At 69.4% G+C, this 17891-nt stretch carries 19 protein-coding genes; 2 read left to right on the forward strand and 17 right to left on the reverse strand.

Features of this window, described 5'->3' with window-relative positions; translation table 11 throughout:
• The first annotated feature begins 298 nt into the window (after window positions 1-298).
• Window positions 299-2416 carry a hypothetical protein gene (locus VGB75_01925; protein HEY0165776.1) on the forward strand — a complete coding sequence of 706 codons (2118 nt, stop codon included), beginning with the start codon at window positions 299-301 and terminating at the stop codon, window positions 2414-2416.
• Window positions 2417-2623: 207 nt separating this feature from the next.
• Here VGB75_01925 and VGB75_01930 read toward each other — a convergent pair whose 3' ends face one another.
• The 3 genes from VGB75_01930 to flhA all read right to left on the reverse strand — a co-directional run bounded on the left by VGB75_01930 (window position 2624) and on the right by flhA (window position 6251).
• A complete protein-coding gene (locus tag VGB75_01930) occupies window positions 2624-2878 on the reverse strand; it encodes a hypothetical protein (GenBank protein HEY0165777.1) in 255 nt (84 codons plus the stop codon).
• Window positions 2879-2944: 66 nt separating this feature from the next.
• Window positions 2945-4252 (reverse strand): hypothetical protein, encoded by a 1308-nt coding sequence (locus VGB75_01935; GenBank protein ID HEY0165778.1) that lies wholly within the window; start codon window positions 4250-4252, stop codon window positions 2945-2947.
• Window positions 4230-6251 carry a flagellar biosynthesis protein FlhA gene (gene flhA / locus VGB75_01940; protein HEY0165779.1) on the reverse strand — a complete coding sequence of 674 codons (2022 nt, stop codon included), beginning with the start codon at window positions 6249-6251 and terminating at the stop codon, window positions 4230-4232. Before flhA ends, VGB75_01935 begins: the two co-directional genes overlap by 23 nt.
• Window positions 6252-6491: 240 nt before the next feature.
• On the opposite strand from flhA, the gene VGB75_01945 reads away from it, so the two are divergent.
• Window positions 6492-6683, forward strand: coding sequence for a hypothetical protein (locus VGB75_01945; GenBank protein ID HEY0165780.1), 192 nt, complete (start codon window positions 6492-6494; stop codon window positions 6681-6683).
• A gap of 58 nt (window positions 6684-6741) precedes the next feature.
• On the opposite strand, the gene VGB75_01950 is transcribed toward VGB75_01945, so the two are convergent.
• The 14 genes from VGB75_01950 to VGB75_02015 form a co-directional block, all read right to left on the reverse strand.
• Window positions 6742-7830, reverse strand: a complete 1089-nt coding sequence (locus VGB75_01950) for an EscU/YscU/HrcU family type III secretion system export apparatus switch protein (protein ID HEY0165781.1) — start codon at window positions 7828-7830, stop codon at window positions 6742-6744.
• Entirely contained in the window at window positions 7830-8597 is a 768-nt protein-coding gene (gene fliR / locus VGB75_01955; GenBank protein HEY0165782.1) for a flagellar biosynthetic protein FliR, read from the reverse strand. Before fliR ends, VGB75_01950 begins: the two co-directional genes overlap by 1 nt.
• A gap of 8 nt (window positions 8598-8605) precedes the next feature.
• The gene (fliQ, locus tag VGB75_01960) at window positions 8606-8875 is read right to left on the reverse strand and encodes a flagellar biosynthesis protein FliQ (GenBank protein HEY0165783.1); all 270 of its coding nucleotides are present in this window, start codon (window positions 8873-8875) and stop codon (window positions 8606-8608) included.
• A gap of 62 nt (window positions 8876-8937) precedes the next feature.
• Window positions 8938-9807 (reverse strand): flagellar type III secretion system pore protein FliP, encoded by an 870-nt coding sequence (gene fliP / locus VGB75_01965; protein HEY0165784.1) that lies wholly within the window; start codon window positions 9805-9807, stop codon window positions 8938-8940.
• Window positions 9804-10286, reverse strand: coding sequence for a flagellar biosynthetic protein FliO (locus VGB75_01970; protein ID HEY0165785.1), 483 nt, complete (start codon window positions 10284-10286; stop codon window positions 9804-9806). Before VGB75_01970 ends, fliP begins: the two co-directional genes overlap by 4 nt.
• The gene (gene fliN, locus VGB75_01975; GenBank protein HEY0165786.1) at window positions 10283-11068 is read right to left on the reverse strand and encodes a flagellar motor switch protein FliN; all 786 of its coding nucleotides are present in this window, start codon (window positions 11066-11068) and stop codon (window positions 10283-10285) included. Before fliN ends, VGB75_01970 begins: the two co-directional genes overlap by 4 nt.
• The gene (locus VGB75_01980) at window positions 11065-12018 is read right to left on the reverse strand and encodes a flagellar motor switch protein FliM (GenBank protein HEY0165787.1); all 954 of its coding nucleotides are present in this window, start codon (window positions 12016-12018) and stop codon (window positions 11065-11067) included. Before VGB75_01980 ends, fliN begins: the two co-directional genes overlap by 4 nt.
• 119 nt (window positions 12019-12137) lie before the next feature.
• On the reverse strand, window positions 12138-12659 hold the full coding sequence (locus VGB75_01985) for a flagellar basal body-associated FliL family protein (protein HEY0165788.1): 522 nt from the start codon (window positions 12657-12659) through the stop codon (window positions 12138-12140).
• A 68-nt stretch (window positions 12660-12727) separates the two neighbouring features.
• Window positions 12728-13642, reverse strand: coding sequence for a flagellar motor protein MotB (locus VGB75_01990; protein HEY0165789.1), 915 nt, complete (start codon window positions 13640-13642; stop codon window positions 12728-12730).
• A gap of 31 nt (window positions 13643-13673) precedes the next feature.
• Window positions 13674-14447 (reverse strand): flagellar motor protein, encoded by a 774-nt coding sequence (locus VGB75_01995; protein ID HEY0165790.1) that lies wholly within the window; start codon window positions 14445-14447, stop codon window positions 13674-13676.
• A complete protein-coding gene (locus tag VGB75_02000) occupies window positions 14447-14779 on the reverse strand; it encodes a flagellar FlbD family protein (protein ID HEY0165791.1) in 333 nt (110 codons plus the stop codon). The genes VGB75_01995 and VGB75_02000 overlap by 1 nt, the downstream gene beginning before the upstream one ends.
• A gap of 162 nt (window positions 14780-14941) precedes the next feature.
• Window positions 14942-15745, reverse strand: coding sequence for a flagellar hook-basal body complex protein (locus VGB75_02005; GenBank protein HEY0165792.1), 804 nt, complete (start codon window positions 15743-15745; stop codon window positions 14942-14944).
• A 91-nt stretch (window positions 15746-15836) separates the two neighbouring features.
• The gene (locus VGB75_02010; GenBank protein ID HEY0165793.1) at window positions 15837-16271 is read right to left on the reverse strand and encodes a flagellar hook capping FlgD N-terminal domain-containing protein; all 435 of its coding nucleotides are present in this window, start codon (window positions 16269-16271) and stop codon (window positions 15837-15839) included.
• Window positions 16272-16293: 22 nt separating this feature from the next.
• Window positions 16294-17889, reverse strand: coding sequence for a flagellar hook-length control protein FliK (locus tag VGB75_02015; GenBank protein HEY0165794.1), 1596 nt, complete (start codon window positions 17887-17889; stop codon window positions 16294-16296).
• Between the last annotated feature and the right edge of the window lie 2 nt (window positions 17890-17891).

Raw genomic sequence — 17891 nt, forward strand, 5'->3', positions numbered from 1 at the left:
GTCTCCTCGCTGGCGGGCCAGACCATCACGGTCAGCTTCTCCGGCGTCGAGGACTCCTCACTGCAGACCTCCTTCGTCATCGATGACACCTCACTCACCCTGAGCTGATCACCGAACGACGCAGTGAACCAGCGACACCAGCGACACCAGTGATCCAGTAACACAGCACGTGATCCAGTAACACCGCAAGGCAGTCCGGGCCAGGCGCCGAATCGGCGCCTGGCCCGAACTCTGCGCCCACCGGCGCACCACCGGCGCCAGCACTAAGGTGACGCCTGACATCGAGATGGGAGCGCGGGTGACTGAACCGCAGCGGGGCAAGCGGCCCGAACGCGACAGCGCACCCGTGACCGCCTCCGTCGAACCGGCCGCGCCACGCTGGGCCGGTGAGCCGACCGGCGTGCCCGCGCTGGCGGGCCTGGTCCATGGCGATCCCGCTCAGCGGCAGGCCACCCCGCTCCAGTCCAGGGTGCTGCTCTCCCATGACCATCCACCGCCGCGCATCCCTGCGGTCCCGGCCCTGCGCCGGATGGCCGAGCGGCATGCCGAGGGCCACGCCGGACCGACGGTCATCCGGCGGGCCTGGTCGAAGAAACGCAGCCGTGGCGAGGTTCGGCTGTGGGAGCAGGTCGACCCGGCTACCGACGCACCCACCGGGTGGTACTCCCGCGACCACGGCCATACCCACCTGCCTGCCGACCAGCGTCCCTGGCGCAGCGGGGGTGACGGCCTGCTCTATCCCAACGTCGGCGGCGGGCCCGGCGCGCTGGCGGGCGGGGCGGCGCCGGCGGCCGCGCCGTCCTCGGCCGCCTCTGGCGCCTCATCGACTGCCGCGTCGTCAATGGCTGCCGCTTCCTCGGCTACCGCCGAGGCCGATCCGGACTCACGTGAGCTCGCCAAGCGGCCCCGGCCCGCTCCCCTGGAGAGCCGGGCGGCCCCGGCGTTCACCCTCGCGGCCTTCGACGGCCTGGTCAGGCCACCCCGGACCGGTGATCCCCGCTACAAGCACGCGTCCATGCCAGCCCGGCTGACTCCGGAGATGGCCCGCGATGCCCAGACCCAGGCCGGCAAGCGCACCGTGGAGTACCTGACGGCCACTCAGGACGGCAGCGGCAACCTCGCCGAAGCGGGCATCAACCGCGATCACTTCATCTCCAACTTCAGCATCGCCCGGCTGGTCACCGCGATCGTGCCGTACCTGGTCGCCAACCCCGCCGCCGATGATCGACCGTTCCGCGCCTGGATCAGAGCCCTGGTCGGGGAAAACCCGGGCACCCAGGCCAAGGTCGACACGGCGCTGACGACCGCGCTGACCACCGGCGCCTTCGGCAAGCTGACCACCCTGCTGGCGCAGGCGAGCAACAACCTGGTCTTCGGCCAGGCAGAGGCGAACCAGCATGCTGGACATGGCTTGGACATCCCACGCTATCGCGGCCGGATCGCCCCCTACGCGCAAGCGATCCTCGACGCCACCACCGGCCTGACCGCGCTGGTGCGCTCCACTGCCGATCCGCGCGCCGTGCTCGATGCCATCAGCCAATCGATGGACACCGTCACCGGCAGCTACGTGAGTTCTTCGACGCCGATCGGCGAGGAGGCCAGCCATCGGCGAGAACTCATCTCAGACGACCTCGGCCTGGGCTTCTACTCCAGTTCCCGGGTGCCGTTCACCCGTTCGAGCAGCATGTTCGGGCGCCCGCCGCGGCGCCGCCCTCGCGGGCCAGCCGGTGGCGCAGCAGCCGCGATGTCAGCCGCAGCTCCACCCGCCGCCTCGCCTTCCTCCGCCGCTTTGCCTTCCTCCGCCGCTGCGCCCTCGTTCACTGCTACGCCCTCGTTCACTGCTTCGTCACCCGCCGCGTCGCTGTCGGGGGCGCCGTCGCTGTCGGGGGCGCCGTCGCTGGGCTCCTCTTGGCCGCCTGCGCCACCGATGACTCAGCTTTCAAGCCTGGCGCAGCTGGCACTCGTGGGGCTCAGCTCACCGCCGGTGCTGATGCACCTGCCGAGTTCACCGTCCGCGCTCGCTCCATCGTCCTCGGCGGCTTCTGCGCCGTCGCCGTCGCTTTCGTCTGGGCTGTCGCTGTCGCCCTCGCCTGCGCTGTCGCCCTCGCCTGCGCCGTCGCCCTCGTCTGGGCTGTCGCTGGCACCCGCCGCCGCAGCCTCGAGCCACGCCCCAGGCCCGGGGGTGGCTGGAACCGCTCGTCAGCGCGTTCAGGCTGACGCTTTTCAGGCCCTGGACCAGCTGCGCGACACCTGGCGCATGCAGGAGGGTCGACCGGCAGCCAACCCACCCGGTTATCTGGATTTCCGCGAGGTGATCAACTCGATCTCAGTGGCGCCGGCGGAGGAAAGCATCGCTGACATCCAGCAGAAGGCACGCGGATGGCTTGCCAGCGCGACTAATCGATGGGGCCTGTGACGGCTGACGGGCCTGCGCCGACAGCGATACCGCTCGCATTCGAGGCAAAGACAGTCCGGAGCTTTACGAAGCCACCCGGTACGTGCAGAATCACCCGTGGCCTCGACGGGGGCTAAGACAGCCCGCGCACTCCACCCCCCGTGGGTGCGCTGGCTGTCGTCGGCTTCAGGCAGGACCGCCGGTGGCCAGTGCTGGCGCCGGTGCGGGTCAGTGCTCAGCGGCTTGCTGGGCGCGTCCCTCGACGCTGACGCCGAGCGCCGCGGCCACTTTTCGCCGGTGCGCCTGGCGGGTGTAGCTCGCTGTCACCAGCTGCAGCAGCGCCAGCATCAGCGCGGCCACCGGCACCGCGATCAGGAACCGGATCAGCGCCGCGGTGATCCCCATCGAACCAGCGGCGAACGCAGCCCACAGCGCCGGAGTGCTCAACAGCAAGGCCAGACCTAGCACGGCTGGACGCAACATGTCAGCGGCCCCTGTCCGGCGAGCTGCTCGGTCCGGTGGCTAACGAGCCAGCCGAGTCGACCCGCCTCATGCGCTTGCCCGGTGTCGGGCGCCGACGCGCAGCAGTCCGAACAGCAACCCGGTCCAGGCGAACGTGCTCGCCGCTCGGCCGTCGAGCAGGCCCAGCGGCAGGTCCAGGTCCCACACCGAGGCCGGGCTGGCGCTCAAGTGGGCCGAGTGCACCACCAGGGCGTCTACTTGGCCCAGCCGGTCCAGCTGCGCCCGGCTGTCCTCGGTCTTCCAGCGCGCGTCCACCACCGCCCAGACCGCCGTCGGACGCAACGCGGCCAGCATCTCAGCGGCCCACGGGTCATCCGAGCCGGCCTCGGTCGCGTCAGTGGCGATCACCACGACTGACGGCAAGTCCGCCCGGCTCGAGTCGGCACGCAGCCGCAGCGCTTCCTGCCGACCGCTGATCCGCGGGTAGTCCAGCTCGCCGCTGGTGTGCTCGGGCAGGCCAGCCACCCCGATGCTGTCACGCGGAATCCGCAGCATCGCCGCGCACGTGCGCGCGGCCTGCAGCGCAGGTCCGGACTCGCCGACCACGGCCAGCACCTCGCCAGCGCCTCGGGGCGGCAAGGCCGGCGCGGGCAAGTCCTCGAGGATGTTCTCCAGCGCCTCGTACAGGCTGTGGGTGTCGGGCCGCGGGTTCACCGACACCGGAACGCCGACCTGGCGTAACTGCATCAGCATGTCCAGGCGGGCCCGGGCATCGGGCCGTCCGAAGGCGGTCACGTTGCCCCTGGAAGCCTGCTGCGGATCAGTCGCGGGCGGGGCGTCCAGCGGCACCGATGACAGCCGGCCGGGGAGGTCGGCGGCGGCGCCCGCGGCCTGGAAGATCTGGCCGCCACCGAGCGTCGGCTCAGCTCCGAGCGTCGGCTCAGCGCCGTGCGTCGGCTCAGCGCCGTGCGTCGGCTCAGCGTCCACCGGCTCGCCGTCGCGCGGCTCGCCATCGGTCAGCGCGCGCAGCAGCTCGGCGAAGTCATGGGGTGGCGGTGACTGCTGCGGCAGCGGCGCCGATTCAGCCGTCCGATGCTGGTCGGCGCTCTCCAACGCCTCCACCGAGGCGAGCAGGTCCCCCAGCTCCGGCAACTCAGCGGCCGGCTCGTCGGCGACAGCCGGCTGGGCGCCAGAGACGGCGGCGACCTCCTCGACAGCCGAGTCGGCGCCGGCTGTGACCCGGTAGGCGACCCGGTGCACCTCACGGGCGAAGAAGCCGAACACCCCGCCGCGCCGCACCTGGTCCTGATACAGGATCTGCGCGCCCGGCTGGCTGTGCACCGTGTCCAGCAACCGTCGCAGGTCCGAGTCCTCACACACCAACGGTTCTGGCATTGGCGATCACCCCCACTGTGTCAACGATTGCGGCATTGCTTGAGACCTCGGAATAGGACAGCACCGGCAGGTCCGGGGCTGTCGAGGCGAGCAGTCGGCGTAGCGGCAACCGAATCTGCGGCGCGCACACCAGCACCGGGCGGATACCCCGCTCGAGCATCAGCTGGTACTGGCGGGCGGTGTCGGTGACCAGCGCCTCGACCAGCTCCGGGCCGGGCAGCAACTGGATGCCGGTGTCAGAGGGCCGGACCGACTCCAGCAGGCTCTGCTGCATGCGGGCGTCGAGCATCATCACCGAGAGGGTGCCGCCGACGGTCTGCGCGGCCGTGATCGCCGGGGCCAGCGCCAACCTGGCGGCCTCGATCAGGCGGTCGGGCTCGGTGCCGGCCTTGGCCGCCAGCGACAGGGCCTCGAAGATCCGGACCAGGTCACGGATGGAGACGCCTTCTTCCAGCAGGCCGTGCAGCACCCGCTGGATCTCTCCCAGGCTCAACATCGCCGGGGTCAGGTCCTCCACCACGACCGGGTGACTGCGCCTGAGCGACTTGGTCAGCGCCGCGACCTCCTCACGTCCGAGCAGTCGGCTGGCATGAGTGCGGACCACTTCTGACAGGTGGGTGATGATCACCGACGAGCGGTCGACCACGGTGGCGCCGAGCAGCTCTGCCTGGCCGCGCAGCTCGATGCCGATCCACTTGCCGGCCAGGCCGAACACCGGCTCTGAGCCGGCGGTGCCGGGCAGGTTCTCCAGGCCGTCGCCGATCGCCAGCACGGTGCCGGCCGGCGCCTGGCCACGCGCCACTTCGACGCCGTTGAGCTTGATCGCATAGGTCGAAGGCGGCAGGTCGAAGTTGTCTCTGGTGCGCACGGGCGGCATGACCACGCCCAACTCCATCGCCAGCTTGCGGCGCAGCGCGCGGACCCGGTCCAGCAGGTCGGCGCCGATTCCGTCGACGAGGGTGATCATGTCCGAGGACAGCGCCAACTCCAGCGGGTCGACCGCCAGGTCGTCGAGGATGGCCTCGGGGCTGTCCAGCGCCGGAGCGGTGGGCGCGGCGGCCGGACCACGCAACACCTCGGCCTCGGCCTTGGTGGTCGCCGCGATCCGCCGCGACATGATCAGCAGCCCGCCACCCACCACCAGGAACGGCAGCTTGGGCAGCCCGGGCACCAGGCACAGCGCCACCGCGGCGGCGCCGGCGATCTGCATCGCCCGTTGCTGGCCGCCCAACTGAGCGGCTACCACGGTGCCCAGGTCGCTGGAACCGCTTGCCCTGGTCACGATCAGGCCGGTCGCCACCGACAGGAGCAGCGCCGGGATCTGGGAGACGAGCCCGTCGCCGACGCTGAGCAGGCTGTACTTGGACACCGCCTCGCCGATCGGCATGTGCTCGGACAGGATGCCGATCGCGATGCCGCCGACCAGGTTGATCACGGTGATGATGATCGCGGCGATGGCGTCGCCCTTGACGAACTTCGACGCGCCGTCCATCGAGCCGTAGAAGTCAGCCTCGGAGGCGACCTCGATCCGGCGGCGACGCGCTTCGTCCTCATCGATCAGGCCTGAGTTCAGGTCGGCGTCGATAGCCATCTGCTTGCCCGGCATCGCGTCCAGGGTGAACCTGGCGCCGACCTCGGCCACCCGGCCGGCGCCGTTGGTGATGACGATGAACTGGATCACCAGCAGGATCGAGAAGATCACCAGGCCGATGACCAGCGAGCCGCCGATCACGAAGTGCCCGAAAGCGTTGATCACCTCGCCGGCGTAGCCGTCGCCGAGCACCGCACGGGTGGCGGAGATGTTGAGGGCCAGCCGGAACAGGGTGGCCACCAGCAGCAGCGAGGGAAAGCTGGAGAAGTCAAGGGGCCGCTCGACGTACATGCTGACCAGGACGATCAGCAGCGCGCCGGTGATGTTCAGGGCGATCAAGAAGTCAAGCACTCCGGCGGGGACCGGCACGACCATCATCAAGATGACCGCGACGACGCCGACCGGCACCGCCAACTTACTCAACCCTTTGGGTTTCACGCACACCTACAAGCTCATCGCGGCGACAAGGTCAGCTATCTGGAAGATCTGTGCGGACCGGTCCGTGGTCCGCGGCTTGTCGCCGTCCTGGCATGAGTTCTATCGGCATCGGCGATCTTGACCTGAGCCCGGCTGTGGAAGGGCTAATCCCGAACCCTGACGGGCCGATGTAGTCGGTGGTAAGTGGAAGCACGGGCGAGGGAGATACCGATGTCAGAGTCCAACCGGAAGCGGCTGGACGCCGATCTCAGCGAGGCATGCTGTGATCGGTGCAACCAGACGTTCACGCCGGCGGACGCCAGCGACCTGGTGCATTTCATGCGCCGCGACGGTGAACTGTGCGGGGGCACCGGTGTCTTCTTTCGTAAGTTCGTGATCCGCAACGACCCCAACCGCTGGTAGCACGCGGTCACATCCCCTGCGGCCGGCGCCTCGCCGGCCCGCCGGCGCGCTTCGGCTCTCAGACCGGTTGCATCCGGTGGGTGCCGGCTGCCGATCCCCGCCGCTTGAGGCGCATCACGAACGCCAGCACGGTCGCCACCCCCTGGTAGAGGTCCGCCGGTATCTCCTGGCCGATCTCACAGGTCTGGTAGAGGGTGCGGGCCAGCGCGACGTCCTGCACCATCGGCACCCGGCTGCGCTCGGCCAGCTCACGGATGCGGGCCGCGACATGGTCGCCTCCCTTGGCCACCACCCGCGGGGCGCCGCGTGCGGGGTCATAGCGCAGGGCCACTGCCAGGTGTGTCGGGTTGAGGATGATCACATCGGCGGTCGGGATGTCAGCCATCATCCGGTTACGGCTGATGGCCAGCGCGCGCGAGCGCTGCGCGCCACGCAGCATCGGGTCGCCCTCGCTGCTCTTCATCTCCTCCTTGACCTCGTGCTTGGTCATCTTCAGCTGCTTGTTGTTGCGCTTGCGCACCACCGCGATGTCGACGAAAGCCAGCAGCAACCCGGCGGCGGCGCCCATCCGCACCAATCGCAGCGCTGCGTCGATCGTGGTGTCGACGACCACCCCCAGCGGCAGCGACCCGGCCGACATCAGCGCGGGCACCAGCTTGCGCACCGAGTAGTAGGTGACCGCTGAGAGCACCGCCAGCTTGGCGAGCGACTTGAGCAGCTGCCAGACCCCCTGCGGGCCGAACATCCGCTTGAAGCCGCTGAGCGGGTTCAACCGCGAGAACTTCGGCGCCCACAGCTTCGGCGCCACCCAGATGCCGCCCTGCACCGCGGCCGAGGCCACCGAGGTCAGCAGGATCAGCAAAGCCAGCGGCGCGGTGCCCAGCACCGCGTCGATCAGGGCCTGGCGGGTCAGCGCGAGGGCCCTGCCGGTGTCGGGGGTGTTGATGATCGAGACGATCTGAACGAAGCATCTACGGGCGTTGTCCATCAACGAGCTGCCCACCGCGGGAATCACGAAGCTCGCCACTAGCACGCTCAACCACGAGCCGACCTCGGGGGTGTGCCCGACCTGGCCGTCCTTGCGGGCCTTCTTCAGCTTGCGCGGAGTGGCCTTCTCGGTCTTCTCACCCGCCGGTTTGCCCGCCATCAGCTGGCCGTCCCGATCCGCATCATCAGGGTGGCGGCCGAGTTGCCGAGCTCGGTGACGATCCGCGGCATCGTGGTGAAGGTGAGCCCGACCAGCCCCAGGGTCAGCATGATCTTCAGCGGAAAGCTGATCTGGAAGACGTTGAGCTGCGGCGAGATCCGGCTGAGCAGGCCCAGGGCGACATCGGCCAGGAACAGCACCGCGATCAGCGGCGCCGCGATCTGCAGCGCGGCCACGAACATCGCCGTCACCCCGCGCACCAGCTCCTCGTCCAGATGCGCCAGGGACATCGTGGCGTCCAACGGCAGCGAGGTGAACGTCCGCAGGAAGCCCTGCAGGATGACCAGGTGCGCGTTGGTCGCGAAGATCAGGGTGGTCGCCAGCAAGCCGTAGAACTTGCCGAACACCGAGGTCGTCGAGGCCGACAGCGGGTCATAGGCGAAGGCGAGGGAAAAACCGCCGGTCAGGTCGATCAGCGCGCCGGCGGCCTCGATCGCGCTGAACAGCAGCCGGGTGAGAAACCCCAGCGCAGCTCCGATGAGCACCTGGTGGACGGCGCTGGTGACCAGCGGGCCGAGCTCGGCAGCCGGGGCGTGCGCGCGGGCGGTGTTGGACACCGCCAGGGCCAGCCCCACGGCGAGCATCAACCGCACCCGGCGGGGCACCCCACCGGTCGCGAAGGGCGGTGCGATCGCCAGCCAGGCCGTGATCCGGATCGAGGCGAGCAACACCGTGACGATGCTCGCGGTGCCCAGCTCGATGCTCATGCCGGGGCTCAGCCGATCAGGTCGGGGATCTGGCTGAACAGCTGCTCGGTGAAGGTCACCATGGAATGCATCATCCAGCTACCCGACAGCAGCAGCGCGATGCCGACTGCTATCGCCTTCGGCACGAAGGACAGGGTGAACTCCTGGATCTGAGTCGCCGACTGGAACAGCGAGATGCCGAAACCCACCAGCAGCGCGGTCAGCAGCGTCGGGGCCGCGAGCTGAAAGGCGATCAGCATCGACTGCAGGCCCAGGTGCACGATGGCGGTGTCGGTCACGCGGCTTCTCCTCTCGGCTCATCGGTTGGCTGTCTACCCGTCTGGGACTGCTGAGGGAGCAGCTAAGTGGAGTAGCTGGTGACGAGGGCGTTGATGATCAGGCCCCATCCGTCCACCAGCACGAACAGCAGCAGCTTGAAGGGCAGCGACACTGAGACCGGCGGGAGCATCATCATGCCCAGCGACATCAGCGAGGACGAGACGACCATGTCGATGATCAGGAACGGGATGTAGACCACGAAGCCGATGATCATCGCCGAGCGCAGCTCGGAGAGCACGAACGCCGGTATCAGCGTGGTGAGCTCCAGCTTGTCAGGCGTCGGAGGGTTGGGCAGCTTTCCGGCCCGCAACATCAGCGCGATCTCTTCCGAGCGGGTGTGCTGCAGCATGAAGTCCCGGATCGGCGCCATGCCGTCCTTGAACGCCGTCGACTGGCTCTTGGTGTTGTTCAGGTAGGGCTGGACCCCCTGCGTGTTCACCTTCTTCACGACCGGGCTCATGATGAACAGGCTGAGGAACAGTGACATCCCGGCCAGCACCTGATTCGGCGGGACCCCGCTCAGGCCGAGGGCGTTGCGGGTCAGGCTGAGCACCACGAAGATCTTGGTGAAGCTGGTCATCAGCAGCAGGATCGACGGCGCGACCGACAGCAGCGTCAGCAGCACCAGGACGCTGACCGAGGTGCTGGGCTTGGGGTTGATGTCGAGGTTGATCGTGCCCTTGGGCCCGTCCGGGCCGACCGGCGCCAGCTTGGGGACGCTCAGCCGGACCCCGCCTGGGGTCAGCGCGGGCAGCGCGGCAGCGGTCACAGCCGCGGTGCTGTGCTTGCCCGTCGTCACCGGCGCGCTGGCGGCGGCCTGTCCCGCGCCTGCCAGCAAGGCGGAGCCGAGCAACCCGATGGCCAGCGCCAACAGCACCAGCAGCCTTCTCATCGCCGGACCGTCAGCTCACGAGCGGCGCTGACCAGCTGGCGCCAGGTCTTGGGCGAGAGCACCGAGCCGTCCAGGGCAGTCGCGCCGTGCCGCCGGCTCGCCGGCCGCAGCGCTTGATCCAGCGGTGACTCCGCGGCGTCATCGGCGTCCAGCGCCTCGGCCTGGGCGAGCTGCTTGGACGACCAGGGCCGGCCACGGCTGGGCTCGGTGGCCAGCGCCTCCTCGACGGCTGAGAGCTCGGTCTCGCCGATCAGCTGAACGCCCTGCTCGGTGACGCCGAGCACCAGTGCCCGATCCATGACCCGCAGGACGGTGACCGACGAGGTCCGGCTGAGCTGCTGCCTGGCCAGCACTGTCATGACTCGATCGGCTTTGCCGACGCCCATGGGCTTGCGAGCCCAGCGCGCCAGGAGCCACATCAAGCCCAGCACCAGCACCAGGGCGAGCAGCATCCGGCCGATGACGGCGACGGTGTTCACGACAGCGGGGGCACCGTCTCGTCGGAGACGATCTCAGTGATCCGCAGAGCGAAGTTCTCATCGATCACCACGACCTCGCCGCGGGCGATCAGATGGCCGTTGACCAGCAGGTCAGCAGGGGCGCCGGCGGCCCGGTCGAGCTCGACCACCGCGCCTTCGTTGAGGGCCAGCAGCTCGCTGATCGTCATCCGGGTGCTGCCGATCTGCGCGGTGACGTCCATGTTGACGTCGCGCAGCAGGTCCAGGCCGTTGCGAATGGCGGTCCTGGGCGCAGGCCGAGTGGCCGTGGCGCCGGCCCGAAGCTCTTCCTGGCTCGGGTAGTGCGGGGTGTTGAGCGTGGCGGGTGCGGGCTCCACGGTGACCACGATGCCTATCAGGGCACGCACCACGCCTTGATGCAGGAGCGGAACCACCCAGGCGCCCGGCTTGCCGAGCAGCGCGGCCAGCGCCGTGGCCGACTCCAGCGGCTGGCCGGGGCCGGTCACCACCGGCCCGGCGGACTCCGCCGCGGCGGCCAGCGCCGGGGCCAGTGCCGCCGAGACGTCGAGGGCGCCGAGCGGGGAGTTCTGCAGCGCGTCGGTCAGCGCGCGTTCCACCGCGATCAGCACGTCACCGCTGCGGGTGCCGGTGAACCGCGCGGTCACCGCGATGCCGTCGAAGCGAACCTGAGCGGGGTCGCTCGTCGGCTCACCGAGCTGCAAGGGGTCCGAGATCGGCAGGTTTGCCAGCGCGGCCTGAGCCGCCTGGCGGACGAGGTCGCTGGTTGCCATGGTTTGGGTCACGGGTTGTTCTTCCTGTCGTTGCCGACGACCAGGCCGGCAAGCCGGCTGCCCTGCCGTCCGGCAAGCGCGTGGGCGAAGGTGATGCCGCCGGACTGCACGACCAGCGGGGTGGTGACTCGGTGTCTGAGGTTGAGCACGTCGCCAGGCTCCAGCCGGACGATCTCCTCCGGGGTCAGTTGCACCGGGTGGAAGCTGAGGGCGACCTCGACCGGCACGTTGCCCAGCGCGGCCCGGACATGTTGGGCGGCCAGCTGCTGCGAATCGCGCTCGGCGGCGGTCTGGGCGCGGCCTTCCTTGCCGACCTGAAGGCGCGGCAGCAGCGAGGCGAACGGGATGCACAACGTCGAGACGCACACCTGGTTGCCGATCCGCATCTGGAAGGACCCGACGATGACGCCGTCCGAGGCGCCGGCGGCCTGCACGAATTGCGGGTTGAACTCGATGCTCCGCAGCACCGGGTCCAGCCCGATGGTGGGTTCGATGGCGTAGCGCAGCACCGACAGCATCTGCTCGATGAGGTTGCGCAGCAGGCCGCTCTCGAGGTCGGTGAGCTGCCGGGTCGGCTGCTCGCCACCCGGGCCGCCCAGCATGTAGTCGACGCAGGCCAGCGCGGTCGGCACCGAGAACTCGAACAGCGCGGTCCCTGGCAGCGGCCCCATGTCCAGCACCGACAGGATCGTGGTGGGCGACAGGGTGGCGATGTACTCCTCGTAGCTCTGGTGCTCGATCGCGACCAGGTTCACCTGGCAGAGCTGGCGCAGGCCGCTGGTGAGCAGCGTGGTGACCCGCCGGGCGTAGGTCTCGTAGCACATCTGCAACGCCCGGACGTGGTCGCGCGACAGCTTGGTCGGGCGCTTGAAGTCATACAGCAGCACCCCGGACTCGTCCTGGCCCTCGGCGGGTCGCCGGACCAGCCTGCGAACCGGGGCGATATGCGCCGAAGGAGTCATTGCCACATGAACAATGTTCGGCCGACACGGAGCAGACCTGAGGAACTGCGATCGGGTGAGATCTTTCCGGGGCTGGCGAGGCCAGGCCGACGGAAAGCAAGACGAGCCGGCGACAGGGTCTACTGCATGTAGTACTCCGTGTAGATGACGTCCATGAGCTGCTCGGGATAGATCTTCTGCAGCTTGGCCAGCAGCGCCACCTTGGCCTTGTGCCGCGCGGCGTCGCCGGTCAACTCGACGGTCGTGCGGTCACTGAACTGCTCGATCACCGCCTGAGCGGCCTCGGCGGTGTCCAGCTCCTCGGGCGCGCCGTGCACGGTCTGCAGGGCGAGCTTGATGCGCAGGTAGTGCCCGCCCGCGAGGTTGAGCGTCATCTCCTCCATCGGCACCATGACACCCGGCACCGGTTTGGCGTCATGGGCCGGCGCCGAGGGCGCCAGCACGGTGAACTTCGCCAGCGCGCCGAGCACCAGGAACACGACGGCCAGGATGATGATCTTCGTCTTCTTGGACTTCTTCTTGCCGGTTTCCTTGCCCTTGCCTTTGCCTTTGCCCTTCTCTGCCTCGCTCGCGCCGCCCTTGGACGTCTTGAGCCCGATGTCGTTGGCGATCCGGTCAGGCCGGTCAGTGGTGAGAGTCATGTCAAGCTCCTGCTTGGAGACGGTGGATGGCACGGAGGCCTGGTGCGGTTCGGGGTTCGGCTTGCGGCTCAGCCATGGCCGGTCCCCGGTGCGCCGGTGGCTGGTTTGCCGCTCGCGGGTGCGCCGGTTATGGGCGTGGCGGTCGCAGCCGTGCCGGCGCGCGCGCTGGCGGGCAGCTTGGACAGCACCACGATCTCCACCCGCCGGTTACGGGTGATCGAGCGCGGGTCGCTGGCCGCCAGCAACGGCCGCTGGTCTGAGAATCCGGCCGCGCTCAACCGGCTCGGCGCGATCTTGCCGCTCGTCACCAGGTGCCGCACCACGGACGAGGCGCGAGCCGAGGAAAGCTCCCAACCGCTGGGGTAGGGCGCGGTGCTGACGTTCTGCTGGTTGGTGTGGCCGTCGACCTGGATCTGGTTGTCAACCGGGCGCAACGGCGGAGCCACCGCACCCAGGATGGCGGTGCCCTCGGCCTCCAGCACCGCGCTGTTGCCGGAGAACACCAGCTCGTCGGTCACCACCGTGACCACCAGGCCCCGCTCGTTGATGCTGAATTCGGCGTGGCCGTCCAAGCCGTGCTTGTGCAACGAGGCCTTGATGGCCTTTTCGATCTTCTTGAACTCGTCCATCTCGCGCTGGGCAGCCTGCCTGTCCTGCGCGGCGACCGCCTTGCTCTGCTGCTTGGGCGGCATGAAGATCGGCGCCATCGGATCGGCTTTCTGGGCAGCGGCGTTGCCACCGACGATCCCGCTGCCGCCGCTGAGGATCGAGGGCTGGCCGTTGTCGAACGCCGAGGCCAGGCTGGACTTGAGCTGGGCGAACTTGGAGGTGTTCACCTGCGAGATGGCGTACAGCACGATGAACAGCACGAGCAGCAGGGTGAGCATGTCGGCGTAGGTGACCATCCAACGCTCGCTGTCCTCATGCTCCTCGACGTGACTGGAGCCCCGGCGGCGGCCGCCGGCCGAGCGCCCGGCGCTCACCGGTCACCGCCCGCGCAGGCGTAGACGGTCCTCATGCGACGTCACGCTCGGGTTCGCGATTGGTCCGCGGCAGCAGGCTCTGCAGCTTCTGCTCGACCAGGCGCGGGTTCGAGCCCGCCTGGATCGCCAGGATGCCCTCGATGATCACTTCCATCTGCTCGCACTCGGACTCGCTGACCCGCTTGAGCCGGTTGGCCAGGGGCAGCCAGAAGACGTTCGCGCTCAGCACGCCCCACAGGGTGGCGACGAACGCGCTGGCGATCTCGGCGCCCAGGTGCTCGGGCGAGGCCAGGTGTCCCAGCACCTTGACCAGGCCCAGCACCGTTCCGATGATGCCGATGGTCGGGGCGTAGCCGCCCATGTCGGCGAACAGCTTGGCCGCTGCCCGGTCGATGGAGCGCTTGGTGTCGACCTCGGTGCTGAGGATGATCCCGACCTCTTCGGCGTCGGTGCCGTCGATGGCCAGCTGCAGGCCGCGGCGCAGGAACTCGTCCTCGATATCGGCCGCTTCGTTCTCCAGAGCCAGCAGCCCTTCGCGGCGGGCCTTGCCGGCCAGCCGCACCAGCGTCTCCACCGCCTCGTCGGGCTTGACGGTCTTGGCGGTGATCGCGCGCACCAGCTGCTTGGGCAGTGAGCTGACATCGCGCATCACGGCCCCGGCGACCGCGGCGCCGATGGTGCCGCCGAAGACCAGGATCATCGGCGGCACCATGAAGATCGCGCCGATGCTGCCACCTTCCATGGTGACCGATCCGACGATCGCCACAACCGCCAGCACGACGCCGATGATCAGAGCGGGGTCCATCAGGCGTCCGTCTTCCGGATCGGCACCACGGGCGTCTGGCCCGGTGAGACGGCCGCCGAGAGCACCCTGATCCGGGCCTGACTGGCCGAAGGGCCCTGGTGGGCGTCGGGGTAGGAGGCGTCATAGGTCATCGCCTCAGCGCTGGCGATGATGCGGGCCCGGTACTCACGGATCAGCTCGACGAGTTCGTCCAGCGATTCGCAGATGACGTACTTGTTGCCGCCGATCAGGGTCACCACCGTGTCCGGAGTCGCCTCGGCACGTTCGATCAGGTCAGGGTTGAGGGTGAACACAGGTCCACCCAATCGGCGCAGCAGTATCATCGGATCCATCCAGGTGTTCGCCAGGACCCATCCGTGGGTCCTCCTTGGCATACTTATCGGCATCGACGCCAGTTTTCTGAGCCGCCCGGCCAGTGGCCGTGAGCGGTGTCCACGCTCTCCGAACATGACTTCGGGCCCGCTGCGTCGCAGCGGGCCCGAAGTCGTTCATGCTTAGTTCTTAAGGCTGATCAGGCTCTGCAGGATCTCGTCCGAGGTGGTGATCACGCGCGAGTTGGCCTGGAAGCCGCGCTGGGAGATGATCAGGTTCGTCAGCTCGGCGGCCAGGTCGACGTTGGACATCTCAAGGTAGCCAGGAGTCAGGCTGCCGCGGCCGCCGGTGTTCGCCCCGCCGATCTGGGGGGCGCCTGAGTTGGCGCTGGACTGGTACTGCGAGTCACCGACCTTGGTGAGCCCACCGGGGTTGTTGAAGGTGGCCATCGCGATGGTGCCCAGCGCGGTGGTGGTCCCGGTCGCGTCGACGCCGTTGACCACACCGGAGCTCGTGACGCTCCAGGACTTGTAGACGCCGCTGCTCAACGCCGACAGGTCCAGGTCGCCGCCGGTCGCGCTCTGCACGATGGCGCCGTCCGGGGAGACCAGGTGGCCGGCCGAGTCGAGGCTGAACGAGCCGGCCCGGGTGAAGGTCTGCTGACCGCCGTTGTTCATCACGAAGAAGCCGTCACCGTTGATCAGCAGGTCGCTGGTGCGTCCGGTGTACTGGCTGGAGCCTTGCGAGAAGTTGGTCGAGGTGCCTGCCAGCTGCACTCCGAGGCCGACCTGCATGGGATTGGTGCCGCCGTTGGCCCCGGCCGGCGCGCCGGCGCCGGAGATGGTCTGGCTGAGGGTGTCCCCGAACACCGTCGAGGCACTCTTGTAGCCGGCGGTGTTGACGTTGGCGATGTTGTTGGAGGTGACGTCCAGCATCTGCTGGTGGGCACGCAGGCCCGAGATGCCGGTGAAGAGCGAGCGAAGCATGGTTTTCTCCTTTGAAGGAAGGCTATTCGGATTCACATCAGTGGGTTCGACGGTTCGGTGCGGCCGAGCGGGCTGCGTCGGCGGGGCTAACTCATGGCGCGCCGGGGGCGTTGGCCAGCACCTGCTGGATCTGACTGAGCTCGACGTCGACGGACCCGATCCGCAGGGTCGGCTTAGCGGTCGAGATGGTCGCCGCGGACACCTGACCGGTGACCAGGTTCCCGTCCGGCGCCGCGTAGACGACGGTGTGCCCGACCAGGCTGCTGGCGGTCTGCGCCCGTTGCGCGGACAGCATGTCGACGTTGACCTGGGCGGTCTGCTCCGCGGCCTGCACCTGGGTCAGGGTCGCCGTCTCCTGCATGAAGGCCGCCGTGTCCATCGGCTTGCTGGGATCCTGGTACTTCAGCTGGGCCACCAACAGCTGCAAGAAGGCCTTCGAGCTGAGCGTGGTGTTGTCACTGGTCGCCATCCCGGGGGTGGCCGGGACCGGCAGACCCGTCGCGACCGAGGACACTGGTTGCGTCATCTGCTCTCCTGTTCTGAGGTGTTCACAGCCACCGGTCCAGACCGGAGCTCGCGTGCGTGGGCATCCGGTCACCGCTCATCCGCTGCCGTGGCGGCGCCTGGTGGGCGTCCTCGGCTGTCGCGGACCGGGTGGGGTCGTGGGGGTCGGCGCCGCCCTGACGGCGGTCGGCGAAGGCGCCGGCCGAGCCTTCAGAGCTCAGGTCCAGCGACAGCGTCACTGCGCTGAGGCCGGCGGCCTGCAGCTCTGAGCGCAGCTGGGGCAGCGCCTCACGCAACGTGTCGTGGGCACTCTCACTGGCGCTGGCGAGCTGAATCGTCATCACGTCACCGGTGATCCGCACGTTGAGGTTGACCGGGCCGAGCTCAGCCGGGTGCAGTGCCACGATCAACTGGTGGCTGCCGTCACCACTGGCGCGCAACGCGAGCACCGGGCCCGCGACCTGGCGGGACAGGGGCAGGTCAGCCATCTCAGCCGCAAGCTCGTGGCGGGCCGGGCCGGCGCTGTGCTCGGCCGGCGCCACGCTGATCTGCTGTCCGATCAGGAGGGGCTGCGCCACTGGCGCCTGCTGCACCGTGCCGGCGGCTGGCTGGGCGGTCATCGGCGCTGGCTCTGCCGCGACGCCGAGGGTCCCCGGGTGCGTTTCCGTCCCCGTCACCAGGCTGTCGGCCGGGCCGCTCATGGCCCACGCTGGACGCGGGCTGGCACCGCCGCCGCCCACGGAGGCGGTGGCGCTGCCGAGCCCCGGCGCGATTGCCAGGCCAGGGGCGGTGGTGGTCGGCGTCGCCTGCCCGGAAGCGGTTGCCAAGCCGCGCGGAGTCGCGGCGCCGGGCAGGGTCGCGGCGCCAGGCGCGGTGCTGGCGCCGGGCAGGGTCGCGGTGCCAGGCGCGGTGCTGGCGCCGGGCAGGGTCGCGGCGCCGGGAAGGGTCGCGGTGTTGACTCCGGTCGACGCGGCCGGATCGGTCACCGGGGCCGTTTGGAAGATCGCGGCCCTGGCGGCTGCCTGGGCAGGATCAGCTGCCTTCATCGCTCCGAGCGCCTTCTCCGGACCCGAGCCGTGGGCGTGACCGGCGCCAAGTCCGTTACCCGGTCCGTTGACGCGGCCGGGCCCGTGAGGCGGTTCGACCGCGCCTGCGTCGTCGCCGGCCTGCTCGACCTGGGCCGAGGCGGCTGCGAAGGCGGCCGCCGCCTGGGAGGTCGCCGCGGCAGCAGGCTGCTGAGCCGTGGCCTGCGCCTGGCCGGTCAGGCCGGCCCCGCCCATGCCAGCCGGCCCGGTGACACTGTGGGAACCGTCCGCCGGGTGAGCGTCGGCCCGTCCGGCCGCGACGTTCAGGCCGGTCGGCGCGGTGATTCCCGTGACCGGCAACGCCGGCGCCAGCAATGCCATGGCAGCCAGCTCGGTCACGCCGACTCCGCCGGCGACCACCTCGGCCGGCTCCGCCTCGTTGAGCGCCTTGGCCGGCCGGTCGGTCGCTGAGCCGCGGTCACCGGGGCGGCCGCCGACCGCCGGGATGCCGGCGAGCACACCGGCGAAGGCCTCGCCTGCCGAGCTGTCGGAGCCGGCGGCGTCGGATGTGACCGTGCTTCCGGACGGTGTCGCGCTGTTCGCAATGACGATCATCG

This window comes from Jatrophihabitans sp., assembly GCA_036399055.1.
Classification (GTDB): Bacteria; Actinomycetota; Actinomycetes; order Mycobacteriales; family Jatrophihabitantaceae; genus Jatrophihabitans_A.

What these genes read in the sequence shown, in the direction of transcription:
- VGB75_02015 (HEY0165794.1), bottom strand. Translation starts at nt 17,889, where the DNA reads ATGATCGTCATTGCGAACAGCGCGACACCGTCCGGAAGCACGGTCACA.
- VGB75_01995 (HEY0165790.1), bottom strand. Translation starts at nt 14,447, where the DNA reads ATGGACCCCGCTCTGATCATCGGCGTCGTGCTGGCGGTTGTGGCGATC.
- fliR (HEY0165782.1), bottom strand. Translation starts at nt 8,597, where the DNA reads ATGAGCATCGAGCTGGGCACCGCGAGCATCGTCACGGTGTTGCTCGCC.
- VGB75_01980 (HEY0165787.1), bottom strand. Translation starts at nt 12,018, where the DNA reads ATGACTCCTTCGGCGCATATCGCCCCGGTTCGCAGGCTGGTCCGGCGA.
- VGB75_02010 (HEY0165793.1), bottom strand. Translation starts at nt 16,271, where the DNA reads ATGACGCAACCAGTGTCCTCGGTCGCGACGGGTCTGCCGGTCCCGGCC.
- VGB75_01985 (HEY0165788.1), bottom strand. Translation starts at nt 12,659, where the DNA reads ATGACTCTCACCACTGACCGGCCTGACCGGATCGCCAACGACATCGGG.
- fliP (HEY0165784.1), bottom strand. Translation starts at nt 9,807, where the DNA reads ATGAGAAGGCTGCTGGTGCTGTTGGCGCTGGCCATCGGGTTGCTCGGC.
- VGB75_01945 (HEY0165780.1), top strand. Translation starts at nt 6,492, where the DNA reads ATGTCAGAGTCCAACCGGAAGCGGCTGGACGCCGATCTCAGCGAGGCA.
- VGB75_01930 (HEY0165777.1), bottom strand. Translation starts at nt 2,878, where the DNA reads ATGTTGCGTCCAGCCGTGCTAGGTCTGGCCTTGCTGTTGAGCACTCCG.
- VGB75_01950 (HEY0165781.1), bottom strand. Translation starts at nt 7,830, where the DNA reads ATGGCGGGCAAACCGGCGGGTGAGAAGACCGAGAAGGCCACTCCGCGC.
- VGB75_02005 (HEY0165792.1), bottom strand. Translation starts at nt 15,745, where the DNA reads ATGCTTCGCTCGCTCTTCACCGGCATCTCGGGCCTGCGTGCCCACCAG.
- VGB75_02000 (HEY0165791.1), bottom strand. Translation starts at nt 14,779, where the DNA reads ATGGATCCGATGATACTGCTGCGCCGATTGGGTGGACCTGTGTTCACC.
- VGB75_01935 (HEY0165778.1), bottom strand. Translation starts at nt 4,252, where the DNA reads ATGCCAGAACCGTTGGTGTGTGAGGACTCGGACCTGCGACGGTTGCTG.